Source organism: Brevundimonas sp. (assembly GCF_036963785.1).
In the GTDB taxonomy this organism is placed as follows: Bacteria; Pseudomonadota; Alphaproteobacteria; order Caulobacterales; family Caulobacteraceae; genus Brevundimonas.
Genome location: NZ_JBALUS010000001.1, coordinates 430,308 through 452,577 on the forward strand (window position 1 = coordinate 430,308; position 22,270 = coordinate 452,577).

The window sequence follows — 22,270 nt, forward strand, 5'->3', positions numbered from 1 at the left end:
TCTCCGGGTCTGTCGGGTCAGGCGGTGGCGGGTTCGGTTTCGCCCGAGGGCGATCCCGGTTCGGAGTCGGCGTCGCCATGTCCGGCGAAGGGCCCCTTCTTGATGGTGTGCAGGATCAGGCCGACCTCGACCACGGCCAGCGCGCCGTACAGCAGGGTAAAGCCGATGATGGTGCCCCACAGCTGTGGCACGGTCAGGCTGGAGGCGCCGAGGAAGGTCGGCAGGACCCCTTCGACGGCCCAGGGCTGACGGCCAACCTCGGCCACGATCCAGCCCAGTTCCGCCGCGATCCACGGCAGGGGAATGGCCAACACGGCGAGGCGCAGGAACCACTTCGTCTCATGCTTGCGCAGGGTGCACAGGATGAAGGCCGTGGCGAACAGGCCGATCATCAGGAAGCCGATGCCCGCCATGATGCGGAACGACCAGAACATGACCGGCACGTTGGGGACTGTGGCCCAGGCGGCGGCGCGGACCTGATCCGGGGTGGCCTCGCGAGGGTCGTTCACGAAGCGGCGCAGCATCAGGCCGTAGCCCAGGTCGTTGCGGTGCAGTTCAAAGTCACCGCGGGCCGTGACGTCCTCCGGATCCGCCTTGATCCGCTCCAGCGCATCATAGGCCAGCATGCCGGATTCGATGCGGGTCTCGGCCACGGCGACGAGGGGCAGGATGCCCTCGACCTGGCCGTCCAGACTGCGGGTCGAGATCAGGCCCAGAACCCAGGGGATTTTGACCTCGTAGTGGGTCTTGTGGTCGACCATGTTCGGCAGGCCGACGGCGGTCAGGCCGGCGGGGGCGGGCTCGGTCTCCCACATGGCCTCGATGGCAGCCAGCTTCATTTTCTGGTTGTCGGTCAGGGCATAGCCGCTCTCGTCACCCAGCACGACGACCGACAGGGACGAGGCGAGGCCGAAGGCGGCGGCCACGGTCATCGACCGTTTGGCAAAGCCCTTGTGACGGCCCTTCAGCAGATAGAAGGCCGAGATGCCCAGCACGAAGACCGACGCGATCACATAGCCCGCCGAGACCGTGTGCACGAACTTGGCCTGGGCCACCGGGTTGAACAGCACGGCCATGAAGTCCGTGACCTCCATCCGCATCGTGTCGGGATTGAAGGTCGAGCCGACCGGGTTCTGCATCCAGCCGTTGGCGATCAGGATCCACAGGGCCGACAGATTGGTGCCCAGGGCGACCATGAAGGTCACGAACAGGTGGGCATGCGGCTTCAGCTTGTCCCAGCCGAAGAACATCAGCCCGACGAAGGTGGCCTCGAGGAAGAAGGCCATCAGCCCCTCGATCGCCAGCGGGGCGCCGAAGATGTCGCCGACATAGTGGCTGTAATAGCTCCAGTTCATGCCGAACTGGAACTCCATGGTGATGCCGGTGGCGACGCCGAGGACGAAGTTGATGCCGAACAGCGTGCCCCAGAATTTGGTGATGGTCCGCCAGATCGGCCGGCGGGTCATCACATAGATCGACTCCATGATGACCAGCATGAAGCTGAGGCCCAGCGTCAGGGGCACAAACAGGAAGTGGTAAAGAGCCGTCAGCGCAAACTGAAGGCGGGACAGGTCAACGACCGCCAGATCGATCATGGAACCGAGCACTCCCTTGGTCATGGCCGGATTGGCCGGGTAGATCGTCGCCGTAGGCCACAGGATGGAGTCGCGCCTTGATCTGGATCAAGGGTCACGGGGATCAAAATCCCCTATAGAGCGCGCGTGACCCACGCCGCTTCCTCTCCCGTCCCTTCAAGGCCCTGGCTGCGTGACGCAGGCCGACCCCAACGCCGTGCGTTGGGCCTCGCGGCCCTGATGACCACAGCCGACATCCTGCCGGCGATAGGGTTTGCGGCAGGTCTGGCGCTGACCTTGACGTCATGGCCGGACAGGCCAGGCGCGATCGTGACCGGGCTCCTGCTCATGATGGCGGCGCTGGCGGTGCGTGGCCTGGTGTCGCAGCGGGCGACAGACATCGGCGCGCGGGCCGCCGCCGGGATCAAGGGGCAGGTGCGCCGAGGGGTGGTGACCGACCTGTTCGCGGGACTGCGTCCATCGGGCGGAGGTCTCATCGCCGCCGTCGAGGGCGTGGACCGGCTGGAGGGCCATTATGCCCGGTTCGAGCCCGCGCGGATGGCCGCCGTGTTCGCCCCGGTTCTGGTGCTGATCGCCATCGCCACGGCCAGTCCGGTGTCGGCGCTGATTCTGGCCCTGACCCTGATTCCCTTTGCGCTGAGCCTGTGGCTGGCGGGGACCGCCGCCGCCGCCGAGAGCCGGAACCAGTTCGAGGCGCTGGAGCGCCTGTCCGGCCTGTTCCTGGATCGCATCCGGGCCCTGCCCGCGGTCGCCGCCTTCCAGGCCTCCGAGACGGTGGCATCGGAGGTCGAACGCGCCTCGGACGCCCTGGCCCGACGTACGGCCCGGGTGCTGAGAATCGCCTTTCTGTCCTCCGGTATTCTTGAGTTCTTCTCGGCACTCGCGGTGGCGCTGGTCGCGGTCTATTGCGGCTTTCAACTGCTGGACCTGATGCCGGTGCCGATCCCCGAGCCGCTGGATCTGGGGCGGGCGGTGTTCGCCCTGGTGCTGGCGCCCGAGGTTTATGCCCCCCTGAGACGCATGGCCGCCGCCTATCACGACCGGCAGGCTGCCGAGGCGGTTGTGCCGACGCTGGCGCGGCGCGACGCCCCTGCCCGCGTCGCCGCCCCGCAGCTGGGCAAGAGCCCCGCCGTAACCTTCCGCAAGGTCGGCATTGCCTATGGCGATGCGCCCCCGGTCATCGCGGACTTCGACCTCGAGGTCCGGCCCGGTCAGGTAATCGCCCTGACGGGGGCCAGCGGGACCGGCAAGAGCAGCCTGCTGCATCTGTTCCTCGGCCTGTCGCCGTTGACGGCGGGCGAGGTCGAGGTCGACGGCCACCGCCTGTCGCAACACGGGGACTGGTGCGGACAGATCGGCTGGATGGGGCAGACGACCGTGGTGGTGCCGGGCACCCTGGCCGACACCATCGCCCTGTCACGGCCGGATGCGTCGCGCGACCTGATCCGGGCGACCGCCGAACAGGCGGGCCTGACGCTCGACCTCGACCGCCGCATTGACGAACGCGGCGGCGGCCTGTCGGGCGGCGAGCGGCGCAGGCTGGCGCTGGCCCGGGCGATGCTGAAGCAGGCGCCCCTGCTGCTTCTGGACGAACCGACTGCGCATCTGGATGCCGATGCCGAGGCGGCGCTGATCCCGGCACTGGCTGCCGCCATCAAGGGCCGAACCTGCCTGATTGCGACCCATTCCCGTGCCGTCATGGCGCTGGCCGACCGGGTGGTGGCGCTGTGAGCCAAGCCCTGTCTCCCCTCGAACATCTGATCCGGGCCGAGGTGCGGGCCCAGCGTCCGCGCCTGATGGTCGCCACGGTCGCGGCCATCGGCGTGACCTGCGGCGCCGCGTTGCTGCTGGGCCTGTCCGGCTGGTTCATCACGGCGGCGGCACTGGCGGGTCTGGCCGGGCCGGCGGTCGCCCATGCCTTCAACTATATGATCCCGAGCGCCCTGATCCGGCTTCTGGCCATCGTGCGGACCGGTTCGCGCTACGTCGAGCGGGTCGCGGGGCACGAGGCCGCGCTGCAGGGGCTGGGGCGGCTCAGACCGCGCCTCTACGCCCGACTGGCCGAGGGACGGGGGGCCATCAAGACACTGGCGGCGGGCGAGGCATCGTCGCGCCTGATCGAGGATGTAGATGCCATCCAGACGCGCTTTATCCGTCTGTCGGCACCCTGGGCGCTTGGCGCGGGACTGTTGGTCTCGGCCGCGATGGCGGCGCTGGCCCATGTCGCTTCGGCGCTCGCGCTTGTCGCCGGTGCGACCGTGCTGGTGCTGGGTAGCCGCTGGATCGCCGAGCGGTGGGTGCAGCCGGCCGCGGCGGACCGTCAGGCGGCGCAGGGGCGGCTCAAGGCCCGGCTGGCCGAACTGGAGGCGGCGGTGCCCGAACTGAAGGCCTGGTCGCTGGAAGGCTGGGCCACGGCCGAGGTCGCGCGAGTGGCCGATGTGGCAGACGCGGCCGCTGTGACGCTGGCCCGGCGGGCCGGTTCCCTGATGAGCTGGGCCGGTGCGGTGACCGGCCTCACGGTGATGGCGGCGGTCGCCCTGCCCCTGATCCTGTCGCCGGTGGCGCCGGCAACCCCCCTGATCGCCGTCGCCGCCCTGTCCACAGCCGCAGGCATGGAGGCGGCGTTGGCCCTGGTGGTCGCCTTGCGCGATGCGGGAGCGGCGCGGACGGCCACCGCGCGTCTGGAGCCGCTGATGGGCGAAGCGGAGAGGGGGCGGGTGCAGACCCCCGCCGGGACAGCGCTGCGCCTGTTTCCGGATCGGCCGGAGATCCCGGGCGGTGCCCGGGTGCGGCTGAACGGGCCGTCGGGGATCGGCAAGACCACCCTGATCGAGCAGCTGATGGGGTTGAGGGCCGGTGTGGAGGACCATATGTCGGCCGGCGGGCTGGACCCTGCCCGGAGCGACGTCGATGTCCGGGGCCTGTTCACCTATGCCGCGCAGGAAGTGTCCCTGCTGGACGGAACGGTGGCCCAGAACCTGCGGCTGGCCGACCCGAAGGCCCCCGAGGCCCGGCTGTGGGACGTTCTGGAGGAGGCAGCGCTGGCCGAACGCGTCGCAGCCTCGCCCAAGGGGCTGGACATGCCGGTCGGGCCGGGCGGGGCCTTTCTGTCCGGCGGAGAGCGGCGGCGGTTGACGCTGGCGCGGGCCTATCTGCGGACCGCGCCCTGGCTGGTGCTGGATGAGCCGACCGAGGGGCTGGATGCCCGCACCGAGCAGAAGGTCCTGCACCGGCTGAAGGCGCGGCTGGAGCGCACGGGTCAGGGGCTGGTTCTGATCACCCACCGGCCCGCAGGCGTCGAGCTATGCGACAGGGTGGTCGAAGTCGTCGAGGGGCAGGGTGCAGCCCCCTCACCCCTCGCTGTCTGCGAGCTGGGTCAGGCGTTCCGGTCGCAGAATGCGCAGCTCCGAGACTGACACCAGCTGCACGATACCGGCCGTCTTGAAGCGCCCCAGTACGCGGCTGACCGTCTCGATGGTCAGCCCCAGATAGTCGGCGATCTCGGTGCGGCTCATGGGCAGGCGCAGCTGGCCCTCGGCGTGCGGGCGCATCGGGTCACGGTCCGCGAGGCTGAGCAGGAAGGACGCCAGCTTTTCCTCGGCGGTCTTGCGTCCCAGCAGCAGGATCTGGGCCCGGGCCTCGGTCAGCTCGTGACCCGCGCGTTCCAGCAGCACGGCTTCCAGGGCCGGGGTCTGGCGAACGAGGGTGCGGTAGTCCGCCATGGCAAAGCGGCAGGCGGTGAGCGGCTCGATGGCTTCGACCGACCCGGCGTGACGGGCCGTCGCCTCCAGCCCGACGAAATCCCCGGCGAACAGGAAGCCGGTGATCTGACGTCGCCCATCGGCCATCAGGGTTTGCACCCTGGCCGAGCCCGACGTGATGTTGAACAGATAGTCGGCGCGCTCACCCTGACGGGTCAGGGCCTGCCCGGGGTCGAATCGCACCGATTCAGCCATGGCCGACAGGCGCGCCAGATCGTCACCCTCAAGGCTGGCACAGACGCTGAAGGACCGCGCTCCGCACGTCCCGCAGTCCGATGCAATCGGGCGGCGGGGACAGACAGACGGCTTCAATCGGACCTGGTGCATTGAGAAATCCCGTGGGACAGACCCCTGTCATAGGCGGGAGAGGGGCGCGAGACAATTGCGACGGGCGGTCGCCTCGGCCATAGAGACCCCATGTCCAACTCGCCCTTTGCCACTCCCTCCCCCGCTGACTGGCGCGCCCTGGCCGAAGCCGCGCTCAAGGACCGCGATCTGGCCAGTCTGGTGCATCTGGATGCTGACGGCCTGGATGTGCGGCCGCTGTATGCCGCCGCCAATGCCGGTGCGCCGGTGACGGCACCCCGCCCCGCGCATGCGGATGGCCGGGCGTGGGACCTGCGTGTCCTTGTGGAAGGCGATGACGCAGCCGTGCTGAACGGCGTGGCCCTGGCGCAGCTGGAAGGGGGCGCGGCCTCCTTGCTGGTGCGCGGCGGCGTGACGGCGGATTCGGACACCCTGGTCCAGACTCTGGCGGGCGTTCAGCTGGAGCTGGCCGAGGTGGCGCTGGATGCGGGTCTGGCCGGGGCAACGGCCGCCGATGCGCTGGCGGTCGCCGCCAAGGGATCACCGCGGGCGCGGCTGGCCTTTCACATGGATCCGGTCTCGGCCTTTGTCGCCCGGGGTGGCGGGGCGCGACCACTGGCGGACTATCTGGAGCTGGCGGGCAATACGGCGGCGCGCCATGCCGAGGCCTATCCGGATGCGCGGGCCTTCCTCGCCTCCGGGCGGGTGGTGCATGAGGCGGGGGGGACGGCGGCGCAGGAGTTGGCCTATGTGCTGGCCAATGCCGTGGCCCTGACCGACGCGGCAGGCCGGGCGGGCCTGTCTCCGGAGCAGGCCTTCCGGCGCATGGTGCTGGGGGTGTCGCTGGACCAGAGCTATTTCGACGGCCTGGCCAAGGTGCGGGCGCTTCGCCTGATGTGGCGGACCTTTACCAAGGCCTGGGGGGCCGAGTCCGAGGCGGTGATCGAGGCGCGGTCGTCGCGGCGGATGCTGGCGGCGCGCGATGCCTGGCCCAATCTGTTGCGACTGACGGCGGCGGGCTTTGCCGGAGCTGTAGGGGGCGCCGATGTGATCGTGCTGGACGCCTTCAGCCGCGCGGCGGGGCAGCCCGATGCCTTTGCCCTGCGGCAGGCGCGCAATACGCAGTTGATCCTGATGGAGGAAGCCCATCTGGGACGGGTCGACGATCCGGCGGCCGGATCGTGGTTCCTCGACACCCGCACCCGCGATCTGGCCGAGGCCGGCTGGGCCGCCTTCCAGCAGATCGAACGCGAGGGCGGACTGGTGGCCTCGATCGAGGGCGGCGGCCTGCAGGGCCGGGTGGCGAACGCACGGCAGGCCCTGGTCGCCAGCTATGCGCGCGGCGAGGCCCAGCTGATCGGGGTGACGCGCTTTGTCGACGAAAGCCCGCGCCCGGCCCCTGTGACGGCCGAGACAGACGATGCGCTGCCGCCGCCGGACCACCGCTGTGAGCCGCTGCCCCCGCTGCGCCTCGCCGCAGACCTCGAGACCGGGGAGACCGCCCGATGACCCGCCCCGATTTCACCACCCTGAAGCTGGACACCGGTGCGACCGGCACCGGCCCGGACCGCACCGCCTGGCAGACGCCGGAGGGCATTACGGTCGAACCCCGGTATGAGGCAGACGCGCTGGACGGGCTCGACTTCATCCATGGCCTGCCGGGGATCGCGCCCTATCATCGCGGCCCCTATCCGACGATGTATGCCCAGAATCCGTGGACCATCCGCCAGTATGCGGGGTTCTCGACGGCCGAGGAATCGAACGCCTTCTACCGGCGCAACCTGGCCGCCGGTCAGAAGGGGCTGTCGGTCGCCTTCGATCTGGCGACGCACCGGGGCTATGATTCCGACCATCCGCGCGTGGCCGGCGATGTCGGGATGGCCGGCGTGGCGATCGACTCCATCCTCGACATGCGGACCCTGTTCGACGGCATTCCGCTGGACAAGATGAGCGTGTCGATGACGATGAACGGGGCGGTGCTGCCGATTCTGGCCCTCTATGTCGTCGCCGCCGAGGAACAGGGGGTCGCCCCCGCCCAGCTGACCGGGACCATCCAGAACGACATCCTCAAGGAGTTCATGGTCAGGAACACCTATATCTATCCGCCCCTGCCCTCGATGCGGATCATCTCGGACATCTTCGCCTGGACGGCCGAGCATGCGCCGAAGTTCAACTCGATCTCGATCTCCGGCTATCACATGCAGGAGGCCGGAGCCTCGGCTGATCTGGAGCTGGCCTATACGCTGGCGGACGGGATTGAATATCTGAAGGCGGGTGTGGACGCCGGGATGGACGTGGACCGGTTCGCCCCGCGGCTCAGCTTCTTCTGGGCCATCGGCATGAACTACTTCATGGAAGTGGCCAAGATGCGGGCCGGGCGGCTGCTGTGGGCCGAGGCCGTATCGAAATTCGGCGCCAGGAATCCCAAGTCGCTCAGCCTGCGCGCCCACTGCCAGACCTCGGGCTGGTCGCTGGCGGCGCAGGATGTGTTCAACAACGTCAGCCGGACCATGGTCGAGGCCATGGCCGCAGCGGGCGGCCAGACCCAGAGCCTGCACACCAATGCGCTGGACGAGGCGCTGGCCCTGCCGACCGACTTCTCGGCCCGGATCGCGCGCAACACCCAGATCCTGCTGCAGCAGGAGACCGGCCTGACGCGGGTGATCGATCCGTGGGGCGGCAGCCACTATGTCGAGCGACTGACCCACGAACTGGCCGAGCGGGCCCGGGCCCATATGGCGGAGGTCGAGAATCTCGGCGGCATGGCCAAGGCCATCGAGGCCGGCATTCCCAAGCTGCGCATCGAGGAATCGGCGGCCCGCACCCAGGCCCGTATCGATACGGGCCAGCAGACGGTGGTGGGCGTGAACCGGTATCTGTCGGATGAGGTCGACGACATCCCCGTGCTGAAGGTCGACAATGCGGCGGTGCTGGCCGCCCAGATCGACAAGCTGAAGCGGCTGCGGGCCGAGCGCGATGAAGCCGCGACGACCGCTGCGCTGGAGGCCCTGACGGCGGGGGCGAAGGGCGACGGCAATCTGCTGGCCCTGTCGATCGAGGCGGCGCGGGCCAAGGCCACGGTGGGCGAGATCTCGGATGCGCTGGAGGCCGCCTTTGGCCGCCATGTGGCGTCGGTGAAGACTGTCTCGGGTGTCTATGCGAAGGAGGCGGGCAAGGACCCGAAGATCAGCCGGGCCCGCGACATGGTCGCCGCCTTCGTCGAGAATGACGGCGGTCCGCCCCGCATCCTGATCGCCAAGCTGGGCCAGGACGGCCACGACCGGGGCCAGAAGGTCATCGCCACCGCCTATGGCGATCTGGGGCTTGAGGCCACGGCCGGGTCGCTGTTCCAGACCCCCGCCGAGGCCGCAAAGGAAGCCGTCGAGAAAGGCGTCCACGCGGTGGGCGCGTCATCCCTCGCGGCCGGGCACCTGACGCTGGCACCGCAGCTGATCGCCGAGCTGAAGAAGCTGGGGCGCGAGGACATCATGGTGGTGGTCGGCGGGGTCATCCCGCCCGCGGACGTGCAGCCGCTGCTGGATGCCGGCGTCGCGGCCGTCTATCCGCCCGGGTCGGTGATCGCCGACACGGCCATCGATCTGATCGACAAGCTGAACCAGCGACTGGGCTATGCCCAGAAGCCCAAGGGCTGAGGCCCGGCCCTAGGGCCGGTAGCGCGACGGCAGGGCCGCGACCTCTTCCTCGCTCAGCTGGCGGACCACCCGGGCGCGGCAGCGATTGGACGAGGCGCCGGCCACCGACACATCGATGTCGATCGAATCCCCGACGCAGGTGCGATCGGACGAACCGGTCAGCGGGCTGAAGCCAAGGCTGATGGCGGAATCGAGATCGCGGCAGTAGCCGGTGGACTGCAGCTCGAAGACGTCACCCCCCAATGCTCTCACATAGACGGACGGCGACTGCCCGGCGCGGAAGTTGATGATCCGGTCCGACATGAAGCAGACGCGTTCGGTGCCGCCCGCCATGGCCATGTCCGGCCCCGGCGCGCAGGACGCGGCGATCATCAGGAGGGGAAGCAAGAGGGCGGCAATGCGGATCATGGCGAGTCTCCGGAGAGGGTTTGGCGGCGGCCCTCAAGGCGCGGGCCGACGCGGGCACTGCGGTATTTCACGAGGCTGACGTTACCACGCACGGCGATGCGGGTCGAACCGGCCGGCCAGGGCGTCCGGCACCGGGGATGGCCGGTCGAGGCACAGGGCCGCGACATGTTCAGCCAGCAGGGGGGCGAGGCAGAAGCCGCGCGAGCCCAGTCCGCCGAGGACGTAAAGACCGTCGTCCAGCCGACCGGCGTAGGGCAGACGGTCGGGCGTGGTCGCCCGGACAGCGGCGCGGGACATGAGGGGCCTGGGCCCCACACGGTCTGCCAGATCGGGAAGCCGGGCGGCCAGCGCTGCACGATTGCGCTCCGTATCGGCGACGCGCACGTCGGTACCGGTGTCATCGCGATCATGGGTCGCCCCGAACAACAGGCCTTCCCCCGTTGGAACGGCATAGCCGCCCCAGGCCACCGGCGGCGGCGCGGCGACGCCCGGGGCCACCTCGACCTGCCCCCTCACGGGCTGAAGGGGCAGCTCGGGCATCAGGGCCGCCGTCCCTGCCCCCCCGGCCAGGATCAGACAGGCGGTGTGACGGAGGACGGCTCCGTCCGGGCCGTACAGGATCCAGTCCTCTGACCCGCGCGCGATCCGGGCGACCTCGGCCCGGGAAGTCCCCCGCGGCAACCAGGCGGCAAGGATGGCCGCAGGGCGCACGACCCGAGCGTCGGCCATGAGCAGGCCCCGCGTCTCGACAGCCTCGCCGAGGTGGTCCGAGACCTCCCGGGTCGACAGGACGCTCATGTCTCCGTCCTGCCAGATCGGTTGACCGGCGACCTTGGCGTAACGGTCGATGTCGCGGTCTCGCCCCGGCAGCTGCAGCACACCGTGCGCCAGCACGGCGTCGTCGACGGCATCGTAAAGCTGCCCGGCCCGCTCGAGCGCCTGGGCGAACCCGGCCGCCAGGTCGGCATCGCCGACATCCAGACGCGGCGTGACGAGGGCGGCATCGAAACCGGAGGCCCCCGAACCCGGCCGCTCGGCCTCGATCACCTCGACCGTGTGCCCCTGCGCCGCAAAGGCCCGCGCCAGCGCAGCCCCGGCGATCCCGGCGCCGAGGATGACGATATCGGCGGGCGGGGCGTCCGGGGCGGGCGTTCCGTCACGAACCGCTTCCAGCCGTTCGCGCTTGCGGCCATGGCCGGGGCGCTTGTCGACCGTGAAGCCGGCCTTGATCAGGCCGCGCCGGACGGCGCCTGCGACGGTAAAGGTCGCCAGCTGTGCGCCGGGTCGGGAGTGAGCCGCGACCTGGGCCATGATCGCGGGCGACCACATGTCGGGATTGGTGGCGGGCGAAAAGCCGTCGAGAAACCAGGCGTCGGCCGAGCCCGTCCAGCTGGACAGCCCCTCCTCTACCGGGCCGACAGCCAGGTCGAGCGTGGCGTTGAAGGCGGGCAGATCGAGGCGGTGCAGACCCGGCGTGGCGCGCGGCCAGACGGCCAGCAGGGCTCGGACCGCCGGGTCCATCTCGGGCCAGGCGGAGAGCGCCCGGGCGGCGTCGTCACGGGAGAGAGGGAAGCCCTCGACCGAGAACAGGCTCAGGCGGGCACCGGGCTCGGCATGCTCCCGCCACAGCATCAGCAGGGCTGCCATGTTCAGCCCGGTTCCGAAGCCCAGTTCGGCAACACAGAAGTGATCGCGCCCGGCAAAGGCACCCGGCAGGCCGCACCCCTCCAGAAACACGGCGCGTGTTTCGGCCAGGCCATCCTCGGGCGAGAAGTAGATATCCCCGAACCGCCCCGAGCGGGGGGTGCCGTCATCATCCCAGATCAGGTCGGCGCTGGTGTCGGAATCGGGCGTCATCAACCTTCCCTATCGGGCCGGAAGACAGCTGTCGCGAAGGCGCAAGAAAAAAGGGCCGCCCCTGAGGGCGGCCCTTTCCCGATCACGTCCCGAAGGACGGATAATCGAACTGCTTAGTGAGCAGCTTCTTCCGTGGCAGCCGGAGCTTCCGTGGCCATGGCTTCGCCAGCGGCTTCGGTGGCTTCCGTGGCAGCGGCTTCAGCTTCCATGGCAGCGCCTTCGGCGGTGTCGGCAGCTTCGGTAGCTTCGGCAGCGGCGGCATCAGCTTCAGCAGCCGGGGTTTCTTCGGCGGCGGGGGTGCAGGCGGCGATGGCCAGGGCGGCAGCCGAGGCGGCGATCAGAGCGACGATACGCATGTGTTTTTCATCCTTCAGAAGGTTCAACGAGGTCATGAATCCCCGCAAAGGAGTGATAACGGAAATGTGAGCCGATCCGCAAGCGATTTCTCACGGGTTCGTGATCATCCGTGAGCGTTACGTGTGGATGATTTTCGCCGTCAGGCCGCTTCCGTCGGGGCGTTGGCCAGGCTCTCTTCCATCTCGAGGAAGGAGGGCTGGGCCGAAGAGGGAATGTCGCCGCGGCCGATCTCGACCGAGATCTGGGCGGCGTTGCCGTGCAGGTGCGCGACCAGCACCGACTGGATGATCTTGTAGTAAGAGCTGTCGCTGTCGATCACCTCCTTGAGGCGGGCCGCCAGAGGTCCGACCAGGCCGTAGGCGAGGAAAACGCCGAGGAAGGTGCCGACCAGGGCGCCGCCGATCATTCCGCCCAGAATCTCCGGCGGCTCGGTGATAGCCGCCATGGTCTTGATCACGCCCAGCACGGCCGCGACGATGCCGAGCGCCGGCAGGGCGTCCGCCATGTTCTGCAGCGCATGTGCGGGCCCGAGGGCCTCGTGGTGATGCTTCTCCAGCTGTTTTTCCATGACATCCTCGATCTGGTGAGGGTCCTCGAGGTTCATGGTCATCATCCGCAGGGTGTCGCAGATGAAGTCGGTGGCGAAATGGTCCTTCAGCACCTTGGGGTATTTCTGGAAGATGGAGCTCTCGGCGGGCTTCTCGATGTGGCTCTCGAGGGCGATGACACCCTTGGACTTCATCGTCTTGGTCAGCAGAAACAGCAGGCTGAGCAGGTCTTTGTAGTCCTGCTTCTTCCATTTGTTGCCGCCGAACATCCGGCCGAAACTGCCCAGCAGACCCTTCAGGGTCGCCGCAGAGTTGGACATGACCAGGGCCGCGATCGCCGCGCCGCCGATCATCATCATCTCATAGGGCAAAGAGTGGAGGATGACGCCCATCTTGCCGCCGGCGATGGTGTATCCGCCGAACACCATGCCGAACAGAAGGACGATGCCGATGATCTGGAACATGGACGGAGGCGACACCTGTGACCGAAGAGGAGCGTCATTCCTGCCCGTTAATGCTTAAGGTCACGTTGCCAAGGGCGGCTAGAGCCGCGTCTCGCCATCCAGGATGGCCTGGCGGGCCGCCGGGGTCAGTTTGGTGTAGCCGGCCTTGCCGCCGCGCACGAACAGCGGGCCGTCGACCTTGTCCGGGTCGAAGCCGTCGCTGACCAGATCGCCCTTGCGGTATTTGAAGGTGCCGGTGGTGTCGACGGTCTTCATGATGCGGACGAACTGGGGCTGGGCGTAGGACGGCAGATTGGCCTCGACATATTCGGCAAAGGCGGTGGCGCCGAACCGGCCGTCCATCACGAGGGCGACCATGCCGGCCTTGCCCTCCTGCCCCGGGACGGGGACGCCGTAGGCGATGACTTCCTTGACGCCGGGCGCCTCGGCCAGACGCTGTTCGACCTCGGCGGTCGAGACGTTCTCGCCCTTCCAGCGGAAGGTGTCGCCGATCCGGTCGATGAAGTAGAAATAGCCCTCGCGGTCCTGACGCATCAGGTCGCCGGTGCGGAACCAGCGGTCGGCGGGCTTGAAGACGTCGGTCAGGATCTTCTTCTGCGAGGCAGACTTGTCGGCATAGCCCGAGAAGTCGTGGCGGGTATCGTCGCCGATCATGCCGATGGCCTCGCCGACCTCCCCGACCTCGGCCAGACGGCAGCGCCCGTCAGAGCCGCGCACCGGGGTTTCGGTGTCGAAGTCGAACTGCACCAGCCGGATGTTGACCTTGCCCTTCACGAACCAGGGCACACGGCCGATGGCGCCGGACTTGCCGTCGAAATTGAAGACCGAGACATTGCCTTCGGTCGAGCCGTAGAATTCGAGGATCTCGGGAATGGCGAAACGGGTCTTGAAGTCGTCCCAGACGTCGGGGCGCAGGCCGTTGCCATAGGCGAGGCGCAGCTTGTGGGCGCGCTCATCCTCGTGCTCGGGGGTGTTGACCAGATAGCGGCACAGCTCACCGATATAGACGAAGATGGTGGCGCCGGACTTCTTCACATCGGGCCAGAAGGCCGTGGCCGAGAAGCGCTTGCGCAGTACCAGCTTGCCGCCGTTCAGCAGGGCCGGGCCGATGCCCACCAGACCGCCGGTCGAGTGATAGAGGGGCAGGACGTTGTAGGTGACGTCCTTCTCGGTCGCCGCCGTGCAGCCGGCGAAGGCGCGCATATAGGTGCGGGCCCGCGAGTGGGGCACCCGCGCGGCCTTGGGCAGGCCGGTGGTCCCCGAGGTATAGATGTAGAGGGCGGTCGAACGGTTGGTCAGGCCCGCGCGGGCACTGGGGGCCGGACGGACAGACGAGGCACTGCGCAGCGGGGTGTCGAGGTCGCGACGGTCGCTGACCTCGTCCTCATCGGCGAGGCCCAGCACCCAGAGCATCAGGTTGCGGTCGGTGTGGGGACGGGCGTCCTCGAGCGCGCGCCAGCAGTCCTGATCGGTGATGATCTGGGAGGCCCCCGAAATCTCGAGGCAGTGTCCCAGCGCCGGGCCGGTCAGATTGGTGTTGATCAGGGCGGTGGCGACGCCGACCTTGGACAGGCCGAACCAGGCGGCCAGATACTCGGCCCGGTTCATCATCACGAGGGCGACCGTATCGCTGCGCTTCAGGTTGCGGCCGCGCGCCCAGTGGGCAAAGCGATTCGCCATACTGTCGAACTCGCGATAGGTCAGGCTGTGATGTTCGTCCTCGATGGCGATGCGGTCGGGGAAGCGATCGACAGCCTCCTCGAGGTCGTCACAGACCAGCACCGTGCTGTCCAGGTCGATCGGCTTGATGCGCGAAAGCAGGCGACGCAGTCCGGCGGCGAACTTCAGATCCCGACGGATGTTGGCCAGCAAGCCCATGATCGCGCGATCCTCCCTGTGCGGCTGTTTCATCGGTGATGACGGGCCGGAGGCGTCAGGTCAACCGCGAGGGGAATCGCCGGGTGCTGCGAAGGGCGGTTTGTGGCCGGGCGTGGCGCGCGTGCCCCGGTGACGCAGGGTCAAGCGCCCTGTGCCTCACTCCGCCGGCGGGAATTCCAGCCTGGAGACGTCATAGCCCAGCTCGGCCGAGCGGCGGACCAGGGCCTGCAGCTCGTCATCGGTCGGAATCTCGCGGGTGTAGATGAACAGCTTTTCGAAGGTTGGGTCGGCGGAGATGAACCAGCTGTAGTCATCCGCCCGGTCGAGGATCCAGTAGTCCCAGGTGACGAAGCCCGCGACATAGCGGACGCGCAGGCGGGTGTTGGTGCCGGGGTCGAGGATTTCGCCCCGCCCGCCGATGGCCTTTTCGCGACCGTCCGGGGTGCCGACCTGACAGGTATCCAGCACGTCGACGCGGGTCTCATTGACCAGGGTGTAGTTGGACGCCCCGGCCACACAGCCGTCGGTGATCGACATGGGCAGGCGGGCGACCTCGAGCCAGCGGCCGGAGTAGAGGCGCTCGGCATCGACCGGCCTGAGCGGTTCGGGCGCGCGGTATTCCGACGGCGACGGGGCGGTGACGCAGGCACTGGCCATCAGAGCCAGGGCTGCAAGAGCGGACAGGCGGACAATCGACATGGTGGAGCTCCGGTCGGGCGTGTGCAGGAGATACGCCCGGAATCGCATCCGGACGCACGCGGATCAGGTCAGGTCGAGGTCGCGGGGTGGGCGGATGCGGCGAAAGCGGCCCTCGACGAAGGCATAGGCGCCGAAGGCCATCAGGCCCAGGGCCGCGGCGCTGAGCAGCCAGGGACCGGCGGGCAGGGTCTCGACAGACTCCAGTGCGCCGCCAAAGCTGGTGATCTCGCTCGCCCGGTCACGAAAGCCGGCCAGCATGACCAGACCGGCCAGAGGGAAATAGGCGAGACCGCGGGCGACGTAGCCGATGTGGCCCAGAGGGACGACGCGCTTGCAGATCGATTCCGAACAGCGGAGGTCCCGTCCGAAGTCATTGCGGATGCCGCGCACGACATTGCCGATGCCGACCGAAAGGATCACCAGCCCGACGCCGACCAGCATGGCCTGGCCGAAGGGCAGCTCCATCAGGGCCCGCGCCTTTTCCTGGTTCTCGGACACATCGCTGGCGGTCGGATTGGAATTCACCTCGTCCAGAAGTTCAAAGACGGTGGAGGCCAGCAGGCCATAGACCAGGCCGCTTATCGCCTGCCCTGCCCGCTTGCCGATGGCGGCCAGGTCGCGCCCCTCGTTATCGGCGTCGAACACCGACTGCAGCACCCGCCAGAGCACGAAGGCCCAGAGACCGATCCCGAGGGCCGTCAGCCAGACGCGGCCGAAAGGCTGGCGGGCAAGGGTTTCGACCACGCCCGTGGACCCCGCCGTCTGGCTGGTCAGGTCGTGGGCGGTCATCATCAGGATCACGCCGATCGACACATAGACGAAGCCGCGCGCGCCATAGCCGAAGCGGGCCAGAGCCTCGAACACGGATGACAGGTCGGACCGCCGGCGCCAAAGCCTGCGCGCCTCCTTGCCGAGTTTTTCGATGCGGTGTTCTGCCCAGCGGATGTCCATCGGCGGCATCAACTCTCCAAACCGCCGGAAGCTCCGCCTTGTGGGGCGGATACTGAAACCCTATTTGGCAGGCCGAAGACGAGGGGAACGGAATGCAGCCGGTCATTTCTATCGACGGCCTGACAAAGACCTATGCCAGCGGCCATGAGGCGCTGAAGCAGGTCGATCTGGAGATTTCGAAGGGCGAGATCTTCGCCCTGCTGGGGCCGAACGGGGCCGGCAAGACGACGCTGATCAGCACCATCTGCGGGATCGTGACCCCCAGCACCGGCACGGTGCTGGTCGACGGGCACAATATCCAGTCCGATTATCGCAAGGCGCGCGAGCGCATCGGCCTGGTGCCGCAGGAGCTGACCACCGATGCCTTCGAGACGGTCTGGGCGACCGTCACCTTCAGCCGCGGCCTGTTTGGCCGGGCGCCGAACCCGGCGTTTATCGAGCAGACGCTGCGGGACCTGAGCCTGTGGGACAAGAAGGACGCCAAGCTGATGACCCTGTCGGGGGGCATGAAGCGGCGGGTGATGATCGCCAAGGCGCTCAGCCACGAACCCGACATCCTGTTCCTTGACGAGCCGACCGCCGGCGTCGACGTCGAATTGCGCCGCGATATGTGGGCCTTGGTGCGGGGCCTGCGCGAGCGCGGCGTGACCATCATCCTGACCACCCACTACATCGAAGAGGCCGAGGAGATGGCCGACCGGGTGGGCGTGATCCTGAATGGCGAGCTGATCCTGGTCGAGGACAAGACCAAACTGATGAAAAAACTCGGCAAGAAGACACTGACACTGAACCTGCAGGATCCGATGGAGACCGTGCCGCCCGAGCTGGCCGAATGGAAGGTCACCCTGAAGGCCGACGGCAATGAGCTGGAATATGTGTTCGATGCCAATGCCGAGCGCACCGGCGTGCCCTCGCTGCTGCGCGCGGTCAGTGATCTGGGCATCGGATTCAAGGACCTGAACACCGCCCAGAGTTCGCTGGAGGACATCTTCGTCAGCCTGGTCCATCGCGACAAGCCGACCCGGCAGACCACCGGCGAAGGAGCCGCATCATGAGCTTCAACGCTTACGGAGTCTGGGCCATCTACCGCTTCGAGATGGCGCGTGCCCTGCGCACCTTCTGGCAGTCGATCGTCACGCCGGTGATCACCACGGCCCTCTATTTCGTGGTGTTCGGCTCGGCCATCGGCAGCCGCATGACCGAGATCGACGGCGTGGCCTACGGCGCCTTCATCGTGCCGGGCCTGATCATGCTGAGCCTGTTTACCCAGTCGATCTTCAACGCCAGCTTCGGCATCTATTTCCCGAAATTCACCGGGACGATCTACGAGATCCTGTCAGCGCCCATTTCGCCGTTCGAGATCGTTCTGGCCTATGTCGGGGCGGCGGCGACCAAGTCGATGGTGCTGGGGCTGATCATCCTGGCGACGGCGGCGCTGTTCGTGCCTCTCAGGATCGAGCATCCGCTGATGATGATCGCCTTCCTGGTGCTGATCGCGACGACCTTCTCGCTGTTCGGCTTCATCATCGGCATCTGGGCCCAGGGGTTCGAGCAGTTGCAGATGATCCCCATGCTGGTCGTGACGCCGCTGACCTTCCTGGGCGGGTCCTTCTATTCGATCGACATGCTGCCGGGCATCTGGCGGACCATCTCGCTGTTCAACCCGGTGGTCTATCTGATCTCGGGCTTCCGCTGGGCCTTCTACGGGGTCGGCGACGTGAGCGTCGGCATCAGCCTGACGGCGACGCTGGGCTTCTTCTTCACCTGCCTCGCGATCGTCGGCTGGATGTTCAGGACGGGCTACCGGCTGAAGGCCTGAGCCAGATCGCCATCGTCATCCTCCGACTTGATCGGAGGATCGGTAAGCGCAGGCCGTCAGCCGTTGCGGGCGACACCGATCCTCGGGTCGAGCCCGAGGATGACGGGGTGTGGGAGACTCAGCCCGGGGACTTCATCGGCACATAGCCGCGGTCGACCATGCGCCGGAGGCCTTCATAGGCCTCGGACAGCTCCTCGAAGGCCGTGCGCGCCGCCGTCAGGCGGGCGATCTGGTCGGGCGTGGAGGGCGCGCCGGACTCCGACTGACGCACGGCCTCGGCCACCCATTTGGCCCGGGCCGTGGCGACCGTGACTGCCAGCCGCTGGAAATGACCGGCGTCGACCGAGGCCAGCATCTGGCCCACCACCTCGCGGTTCGCGACATAGGCGGTGTAGTCGATGTGCTCCATCAGGCCGCGCAAACGGCGCTGCTCGTGGGGATCGATGTCCTGGGGCTCGAAATGATCCCGGGTCCGCCGGTAACTGGAAGTCTGGATCGTCGACATGGCGCACCTCTGAGGGCGTGAGACCTCAGGGTGCGCGCGTCCGGTTAACGCGGGGTTTCAGGCTCGCCCTTGCGGTGCAGGGCCTGACGGACGGCCTCGAACGTCGACTGGATGTCTTCGGACGGCGGCTTGCCCATCATGCTGACCAGCCAGATCGCCAGCCAGCTGAGGATGAATCCGGGCACGATCTCATAGACGCCGCTGCCCTGAGACAGGGTCTGACCATCCGCCAGCACCGGGGCATAGATCCAGACCAGAACCGTGACGGCCCCGACGATCATGCCGGCCAGCGCGCCGTTGCGGGTCATGCGCTTCCACGTCAGCGACAGGATCACCAGCGGCCCGAAGGCTGCCCCGAACCCGGCCCAGGCGTTGGAGACCAGACCCAGCACATTGTTGGAGGGGTCGTAGGCCAGGAAGATGGCCGCCAGCGACACGGCCAGCACGGCCAGTCGACCGATCATGACCAGTTCCTTCTGGGGCGCATTCTTGCGCAGGAAGATCGAATAGAAGTCCTCGGTCAGCGAGCTGGACGACACCAGCAGCTGGGACGAGATGGTGCTCATGATCGCCGCCAGGATGGCCGCCAGCAGGAAGCCGGTGATCAGCGGGTCAAACAGCACATCGGACAGCAGGATGAAGATGGTCTCGGCATCCGCGACCTCCAGCCCCGTGCGGGTGGCATAGGCCAGGCCGACCAGACCGGTCGACAGGGCCCCGATCAGGGTGACCAGCATCCAGCTCATGCCGATGTTGCGCATGGTCGGCACATCCTTGAGCGAGCGCACGGCCATGAAGCGCACGATGATGTGGGGCTGGCCGAAATAGCCGAGGCCCCAGGCCATGGCCGAGATGACGCTGATGACCGTCGCCCCCTGGAACAGGTTCAGCAATCCCGGATCGATGCCGCGCACCGTCTCGGTCATGCCGTCCACGCCGCCGATCTGGGTCAGGGCGACAATGGGCACCAGGATCAGGGCCACGAACATGATGCAGCCCTGAACGAAGTCGGTCAGGCTGACGGCCATGAAGCCGCCGACCATGGTGTAGGCCAGAACCACGCCCGCCGTAATCCAGAGTCCCCAGGAGTAATCGAGTCCGAAGGCGCTCTCGAACAGCTTGCCGCCCGCGACCAGACCCGAGGAGGTGTAGAGCGTAAAGAAGATGACGATGACCAGCGAGGAGATCACGCGCAGCAGGCGTGACCGGTCCATGAACCGCTTGTCGAAATAGTCGGGGATGGTGATCGCGTCATTGGCCATCACCGTATAGGTGCGCAGCCGCGGAGCGACGATCAGATAGTTGGCCAGCGCCCCGAGAAACAGGCCGATGGCGATCCAGGCCGAGGACAGGCCGGACAGATACATGGCCCCCGGCAGACCCAGCAGCATCCAGCCGCTCATGTCCGAGGCGCCTGCAGACAGGGAGGCGACCGCCGGTCCCAGCTTCCGCCCGCCCAGCATATAGCCCGACACGTCCGAGGTGGACTCGCGATACGAGTACAGCCCGATGCCCAGCATCAGGGCGAAATACAGGCCGAGGGTGATCCATGTTCCGGTTTCCATGAGCGAAGGGGTAGCAGCGTTGCCGCAATCGGGTCCACCCCCCGCCACATTCCCCGACGGAACGGCGACCTTTGCCACGGGTTAGCCATAGTCTGGGACAAGCTTTCCTTGTTCCGCTCCCACACCCGGAGGATTACATGACCATGCACCTGAAACGCCCGCTGAAACGTTCGGGCATCCTGTCGGCCGCTGCGGTCGGCGCCCTCAGCCTGTCGCTGGCCGCCTGTGCCACCGCGGGACCGAACCAGGGCACCTATACGGACAGGCTTGATGCCATGATGGCCGACTGCGAGGCCCGCGGCGGCATTCTCACCGCAACGGGGGCGCAGAGCGGCGTGCCCGAGCGGGACCATGCCTGCATAATCCGCGGCCTGCCCTCCAGCCGGACGCAGTAGGCGCTAGGACCGGAGGCGCCAGCGGGCGCCTTCGGCTCCGTCCATGACCTCGACGTTCAGCTCGGTCAGCCGGTCGCGGATGCGGTCGGCTTCGGCCCAGTCCTTTGCGGCCCGGGCAGTGGCGCGCTGCGCGATCAGAGCCTCGACCTCGGCCGCCAGATCGTCGGAGGCGTCGCCCTTCAGCCAGTCGGCCGGGTCTGACTGAAGCACCCCCAGAAGATCGGCCGAAGCCATCAGCTGTCCCCTGGCCTGAGCCACGGCGGCCTTGTCGCCTGCGGTCAGCCCGCGTTCGATCTCGCCGGACAGGGCGAACAGCACCGCCATGGCGCCGGGCGTGTTGAGATCGTCCTCGATGGCCTTGAGGAATTCGGCCGGCGGCTCGCTTGTCGAATCCGCGACCTCGGCAGAGCGTGCCAGGGCCCCGTATAGCCGATCGAGCGACTTGCGGCTCTGATCCAGCAAGCTCTGCGTCCAGTCCAGCGGCTGGCGGTAGTGGGCGGACAGCAGGGCCCAGCGTACCACCTCACCCGGGATGGCCTGCACCAGATCGTGCAGCAGCAGCACATTGCCCAGCGACTTGGACATCTTTTCCGCGTCGAGCGTCAGAAAGCCGTTGTGCATCCAGTAGCGGGCATAGTGGTCGTGCGGGCGCTCGCCATGGGCATGGCCGTGGGCGCAGACGCCCTGGGCGATCTCGTTCTCATGGTGGGGGAAGGCCAGGTCGATGCCGCCGCCATGGATGTCGATCGGCAGGCCCAGCACCTGTTCAATCATGGCCGAGCATTCGATGTGCCAGCCGGGACGCCCCGGCCCCCAGGGGGACGGCCATTCCGGCTCGCCCGGCTTTGACGGCTTCCACAGGACGAAGTCGTGCGGGTTCTTCTTGTAGGGCGCCACCTCGACCCGGGCGCCGGCGATCATGTCGTCCAGATTGCGGCCCGAGAGCGCGCCGTAAGCTTCGTATGCCGACACATCGAACAGCACATGGCCTTCGGCCTCATAGGCGCAGCCGTGGTCCAGGATCGCGCCGATCTGGGCGACGATGGCGTCCATGTGATCGGTCACATGAGGGGCGATATCGGGCGGTGTGACGTTCAGCCGCGCCATATCCTCAAGGTAGGCGGCTTCATAGCGAGCGGTGATCTCGCCGATCGGCACGCCTTCCTTCGCGGCCTTCGCATTGATCTTGTCGTCCACGTCCGTGACGTTGCGGGCATAGACGACGTGTTCGGTCCCGTAACGACGGCGCAGGAGCCGGACCAGCACGTCGAAGACCACCGGCGGACGGGCATTGCCGATGTGGGCAAAGTCATAGACCGTCGGTCCGCAGACATAGAGGGTCACGCGCTTGTCATCGCGGGGCTCGAACACCCGTTTCGAGCGGGTCAGGGTATCGTGAAGCACGAGGGGCATGACGGGCGGACGGTCCGGCTTGCTTGCGGGGAAAGGGGATCATCCCATATAGCCGGGACGGGACGGGTCCAACCACACAGTTCGTCCCCGCAGAGA

At 67.6% G+C, this 22,270-nt stretch carries 19 protein-coding genes; 7 read left to right on the forward strand and 12 right to left on the reverse strand.

Annotated elements, in window-relative coordinates:
• Nucleotides 1-17: 17 nt before the first annotated feature.
• On the reverse strand, nt 18-1,592 hold the full coding sequence (locus V7672_RS02205; RefSeq protein WP_335623275.1) for a cytochrome ubiquinol oxidase subunit I: 1,575 nt from the start codon (nt 1,590-1,592) through the stop codon (nt 18-20).
• Between the two features lie 129 nt (nt 1,593-1,721).
• On the opposite strand from V7672_RS02205, the gene cydD reads away from it, so the two are divergent.
• On the forward strand, nt 1,722-3,326 hold the full coding sequence (gene cydD, locus V7672_RS02210) for a thiol reductant ABC exporter subunit CydD (protein WP_335623031.1): 1,605 nt from the start codon (nt 1,722-1,724) through the stop codon (nt 3,324-3,326).
• Nucleotides 3,323-5,011: an amino acid ABC transporter ATP-binding/permease protein gene (locus tag V7672_RS02215; protein ID WP_335623032.1), complete on the forward strand. Its 1,689-nt coding sequence runs from the start codon at nt 3,323-3,325 to the stop codon at nt 5,009-5,011. The genes cydD and V7672_RS02215 overlap by 4 nt, the downstream gene beginning before the upstream one ends.
• Here V7672_RS02215 and V7672_RS02220 read toward each other — a convergent pair.
• Complete coding sequence (locus V7672_RS02220) at nt 4,946-5,683, reverse strand: Crp/Fnr family transcriptional regulator (protein ID WP_335623033.1); 738 nt, start codon at nt 5,681-5,683, stop codon at nt 4,946-4,948. The two genes, V7672_RS02215 and V7672_RS02220, sit on opposite strands and share 66 nt — an antisense overlap.
• A gap of 90 nt (nt 5,684-5,773) precedes the next feature.
• Between V7672_RS02220 and V7672_RS02225 the strand changes: the two genes are divergently transcribed.
• Nucleotides 5,774-7,171 (forward strand): methylmalonyl-CoA mutase family protein, encoded by a 1,398-nt coding sequence (locus V7672_RS02225; RefSeq protein ID WP_335623034.1) that lies wholly within the window; start codon nt 5,774-5,776, stop codon nt 7,169-7,171.
• The gene (gene scpA / locus V7672_RS02230; RefSeq protein WP_335623035.1) at nt 7,168-9,315 is read left to right on the forward strand and encodes a methylmalonyl-CoA mutase; all 2,148 of its coding nucleotides are present in this window, start codon (nt 7,168-7,170) and stop codon (nt 9,313-9,315) included. The genes V7672_RS02225 and scpA overlap by 4 nt, the downstream gene beginning before the upstream one ends.
• Nucleotides 9,316-9,324: 9 nt before the next feature.
• Here the strand turns inward: scpA and V7672_RS02235 are convergent, their stop codons facing one another.
• From V7672_RS02235 to V7672_RS02265, 7 genes are all read right to left on the reverse strand, one after another.
• On the reverse strand, nt 9,325-9,723 hold the full coding sequence (locus V7672_RS02235) for a hypothetical protein (RefSeq protein WP_335623036.1): 399 nt from the start codon (nt 9,721-9,723) through the stop codon (nt 9,325-9,327).
• Nucleotides 9,724-9,804: 81 nt separating this feature from the next.
• Nucleotides 9,805-11,580 (reverse strand): tRNA (5-methylaminomethyl-2-thiouridine)(34)-methyltransferase MnmD, encoded by a 1,776-nt coding sequence (gene mnmD, locus V7672_RS02240; RefSeq protein ID WP_335623037.1) that lies wholly within the window; start codon nt 11,578-11,580, stop codon nt 9,805-9,807.
• 113 nt (nt 11,581-11,693) lie between these two features.
• Entirely contained in the window at nt 11,694-11,936 is a 243-nt protein-coding gene (locus tag V7672_RS02245) for a hypothetical protein (protein WP_335623038.1), read from the reverse strand.
• A gap of 140 nt (nt 11,937-12,076) precedes the next feature.
• Nucleotides 12,077-12,949: a flagellar motor stator protein MotA gene (gene motA / locus V7672_RS02250; RefSeq protein WP_335623039.1), complete on the reverse strand. Its 873-nt coding sequence runs from the start codon at nt 12,947-12,949 to the stop codon at nt 12,077-12,079.
• A gap of 78 nt (nt 12,950-13,027) precedes the next feature.
• Complete coding sequence (locus V7672_RS02255) at nt 13,028-14,860, reverse strand: long-chain-acyl-CoA synthetase (RefSeq protein WP_335623040.1); 1,833 nt, start codon at nt 14,858-14,860, stop codon at nt 13,028-13,030.
• A gap of 123 nt (nt 14,861-14,983) precedes the next feature.
• Nucleotides 14,984-15,526: a lipocalin family protein gene (locus V7672_RS02260; protein WP_335623041.1), complete on the reverse strand. Its 543-nt coding sequence runs from the start codon at nt 15,524-15,526 to the stop codon at nt 14,984-14,986.
• Between the two features lie 63 nt (nt 15,527-15,589).
• Nucleotides 15,590-16,486, reverse strand: coding sequence for a DUF1206 domain-containing protein (locus tag V7672_RS02265; protein WP_335623042.1), 897 nt, complete (start codon nt 16,484-16,486; stop codon nt 15,590-15,592).
• 83 nt (nt 16,487-16,569) lie between these two features.
• Here V7672_RS02265 and V7672_RS02270 point away from each other — a divergent pair, with 83 nt between their 5' ends.
• Entirely contained in the window at nt 16,570-17,532 is a 963-nt protein-coding gene (locus tag V7672_RS02270) for an ABC transporter ATP-binding protein (protein ID WP_335623043.1), read from the forward strand.
• Nucleotides 17,529-18,296, forward strand: a complete 768-nt coding sequence (locus V7672_RS02275; protein ID WP_335623044.1) for an ABC transporter permease — start codon at nt 17,529-17,531, stop codon at nt 18,294-18,296. The genes V7672_RS02270 and V7672_RS02275 overlap by 4 nt, the downstream gene beginning before the upstream one ends.
• Nucleotides 18,297-18,414: 118 nt before the next feature.
• Here V7672_RS02275 and V7672_RS02280 read toward each other — a convergent pair whose 3' ends face one another.
• The gene (locus V7672_RS02280) at nt 18,415-18,801 is read right to left on the reverse strand and encodes a hypothetical protein (protein WP_322258393.1); all 387 of its coding nucleotides are present in this window, start codon (nt 18,799-18,801) and stop codon (nt 18,415-18,417) included.
• Between the two features lie 44 nt (nt 18,802-18,845).
• Entirely contained in the window at nt 18,846-20,366 is a 1,521-nt protein-coding gene (putP, locus tag V7672_RS02285; protein WP_335623045.1) for a sodium/proline symporter PutP, read from the reverse strand.
• A 137-nt stretch (nt 20,367-20,503) separates the two neighbouring features.
• Here putP and V7672_RS02290 point away from each other — a divergent pair, with 137 nt between their 5' ends.
• On the forward strand, nt 20,504-20,761 hold the full coding sequence (locus tag V7672_RS02290; protein ID WP_335623046.1) for a hypothetical protein: 258 nt from the start codon (nt 20,504-20,506) through the stop codon (nt 20,759-20,761).
• Between the two features lie 3 nt (nt 20,762-20,764).
• Here the strand turns inward: V7672_RS02290 and cysS are convergent, their stop codons facing one another.
• A complete protein-coding gene (gene cysS / locus V7672_RS02295) occupies nt 20,765-22,174 on the reverse strand; it encodes a cysteine--tRNA ligase (RefSeq protein ID WP_335623047.1) in 1,410 nt (469 codons plus the stop codon).
• Between the last annotated feature and the right edge of the window lie 96 nt (nt 22,175-22,270).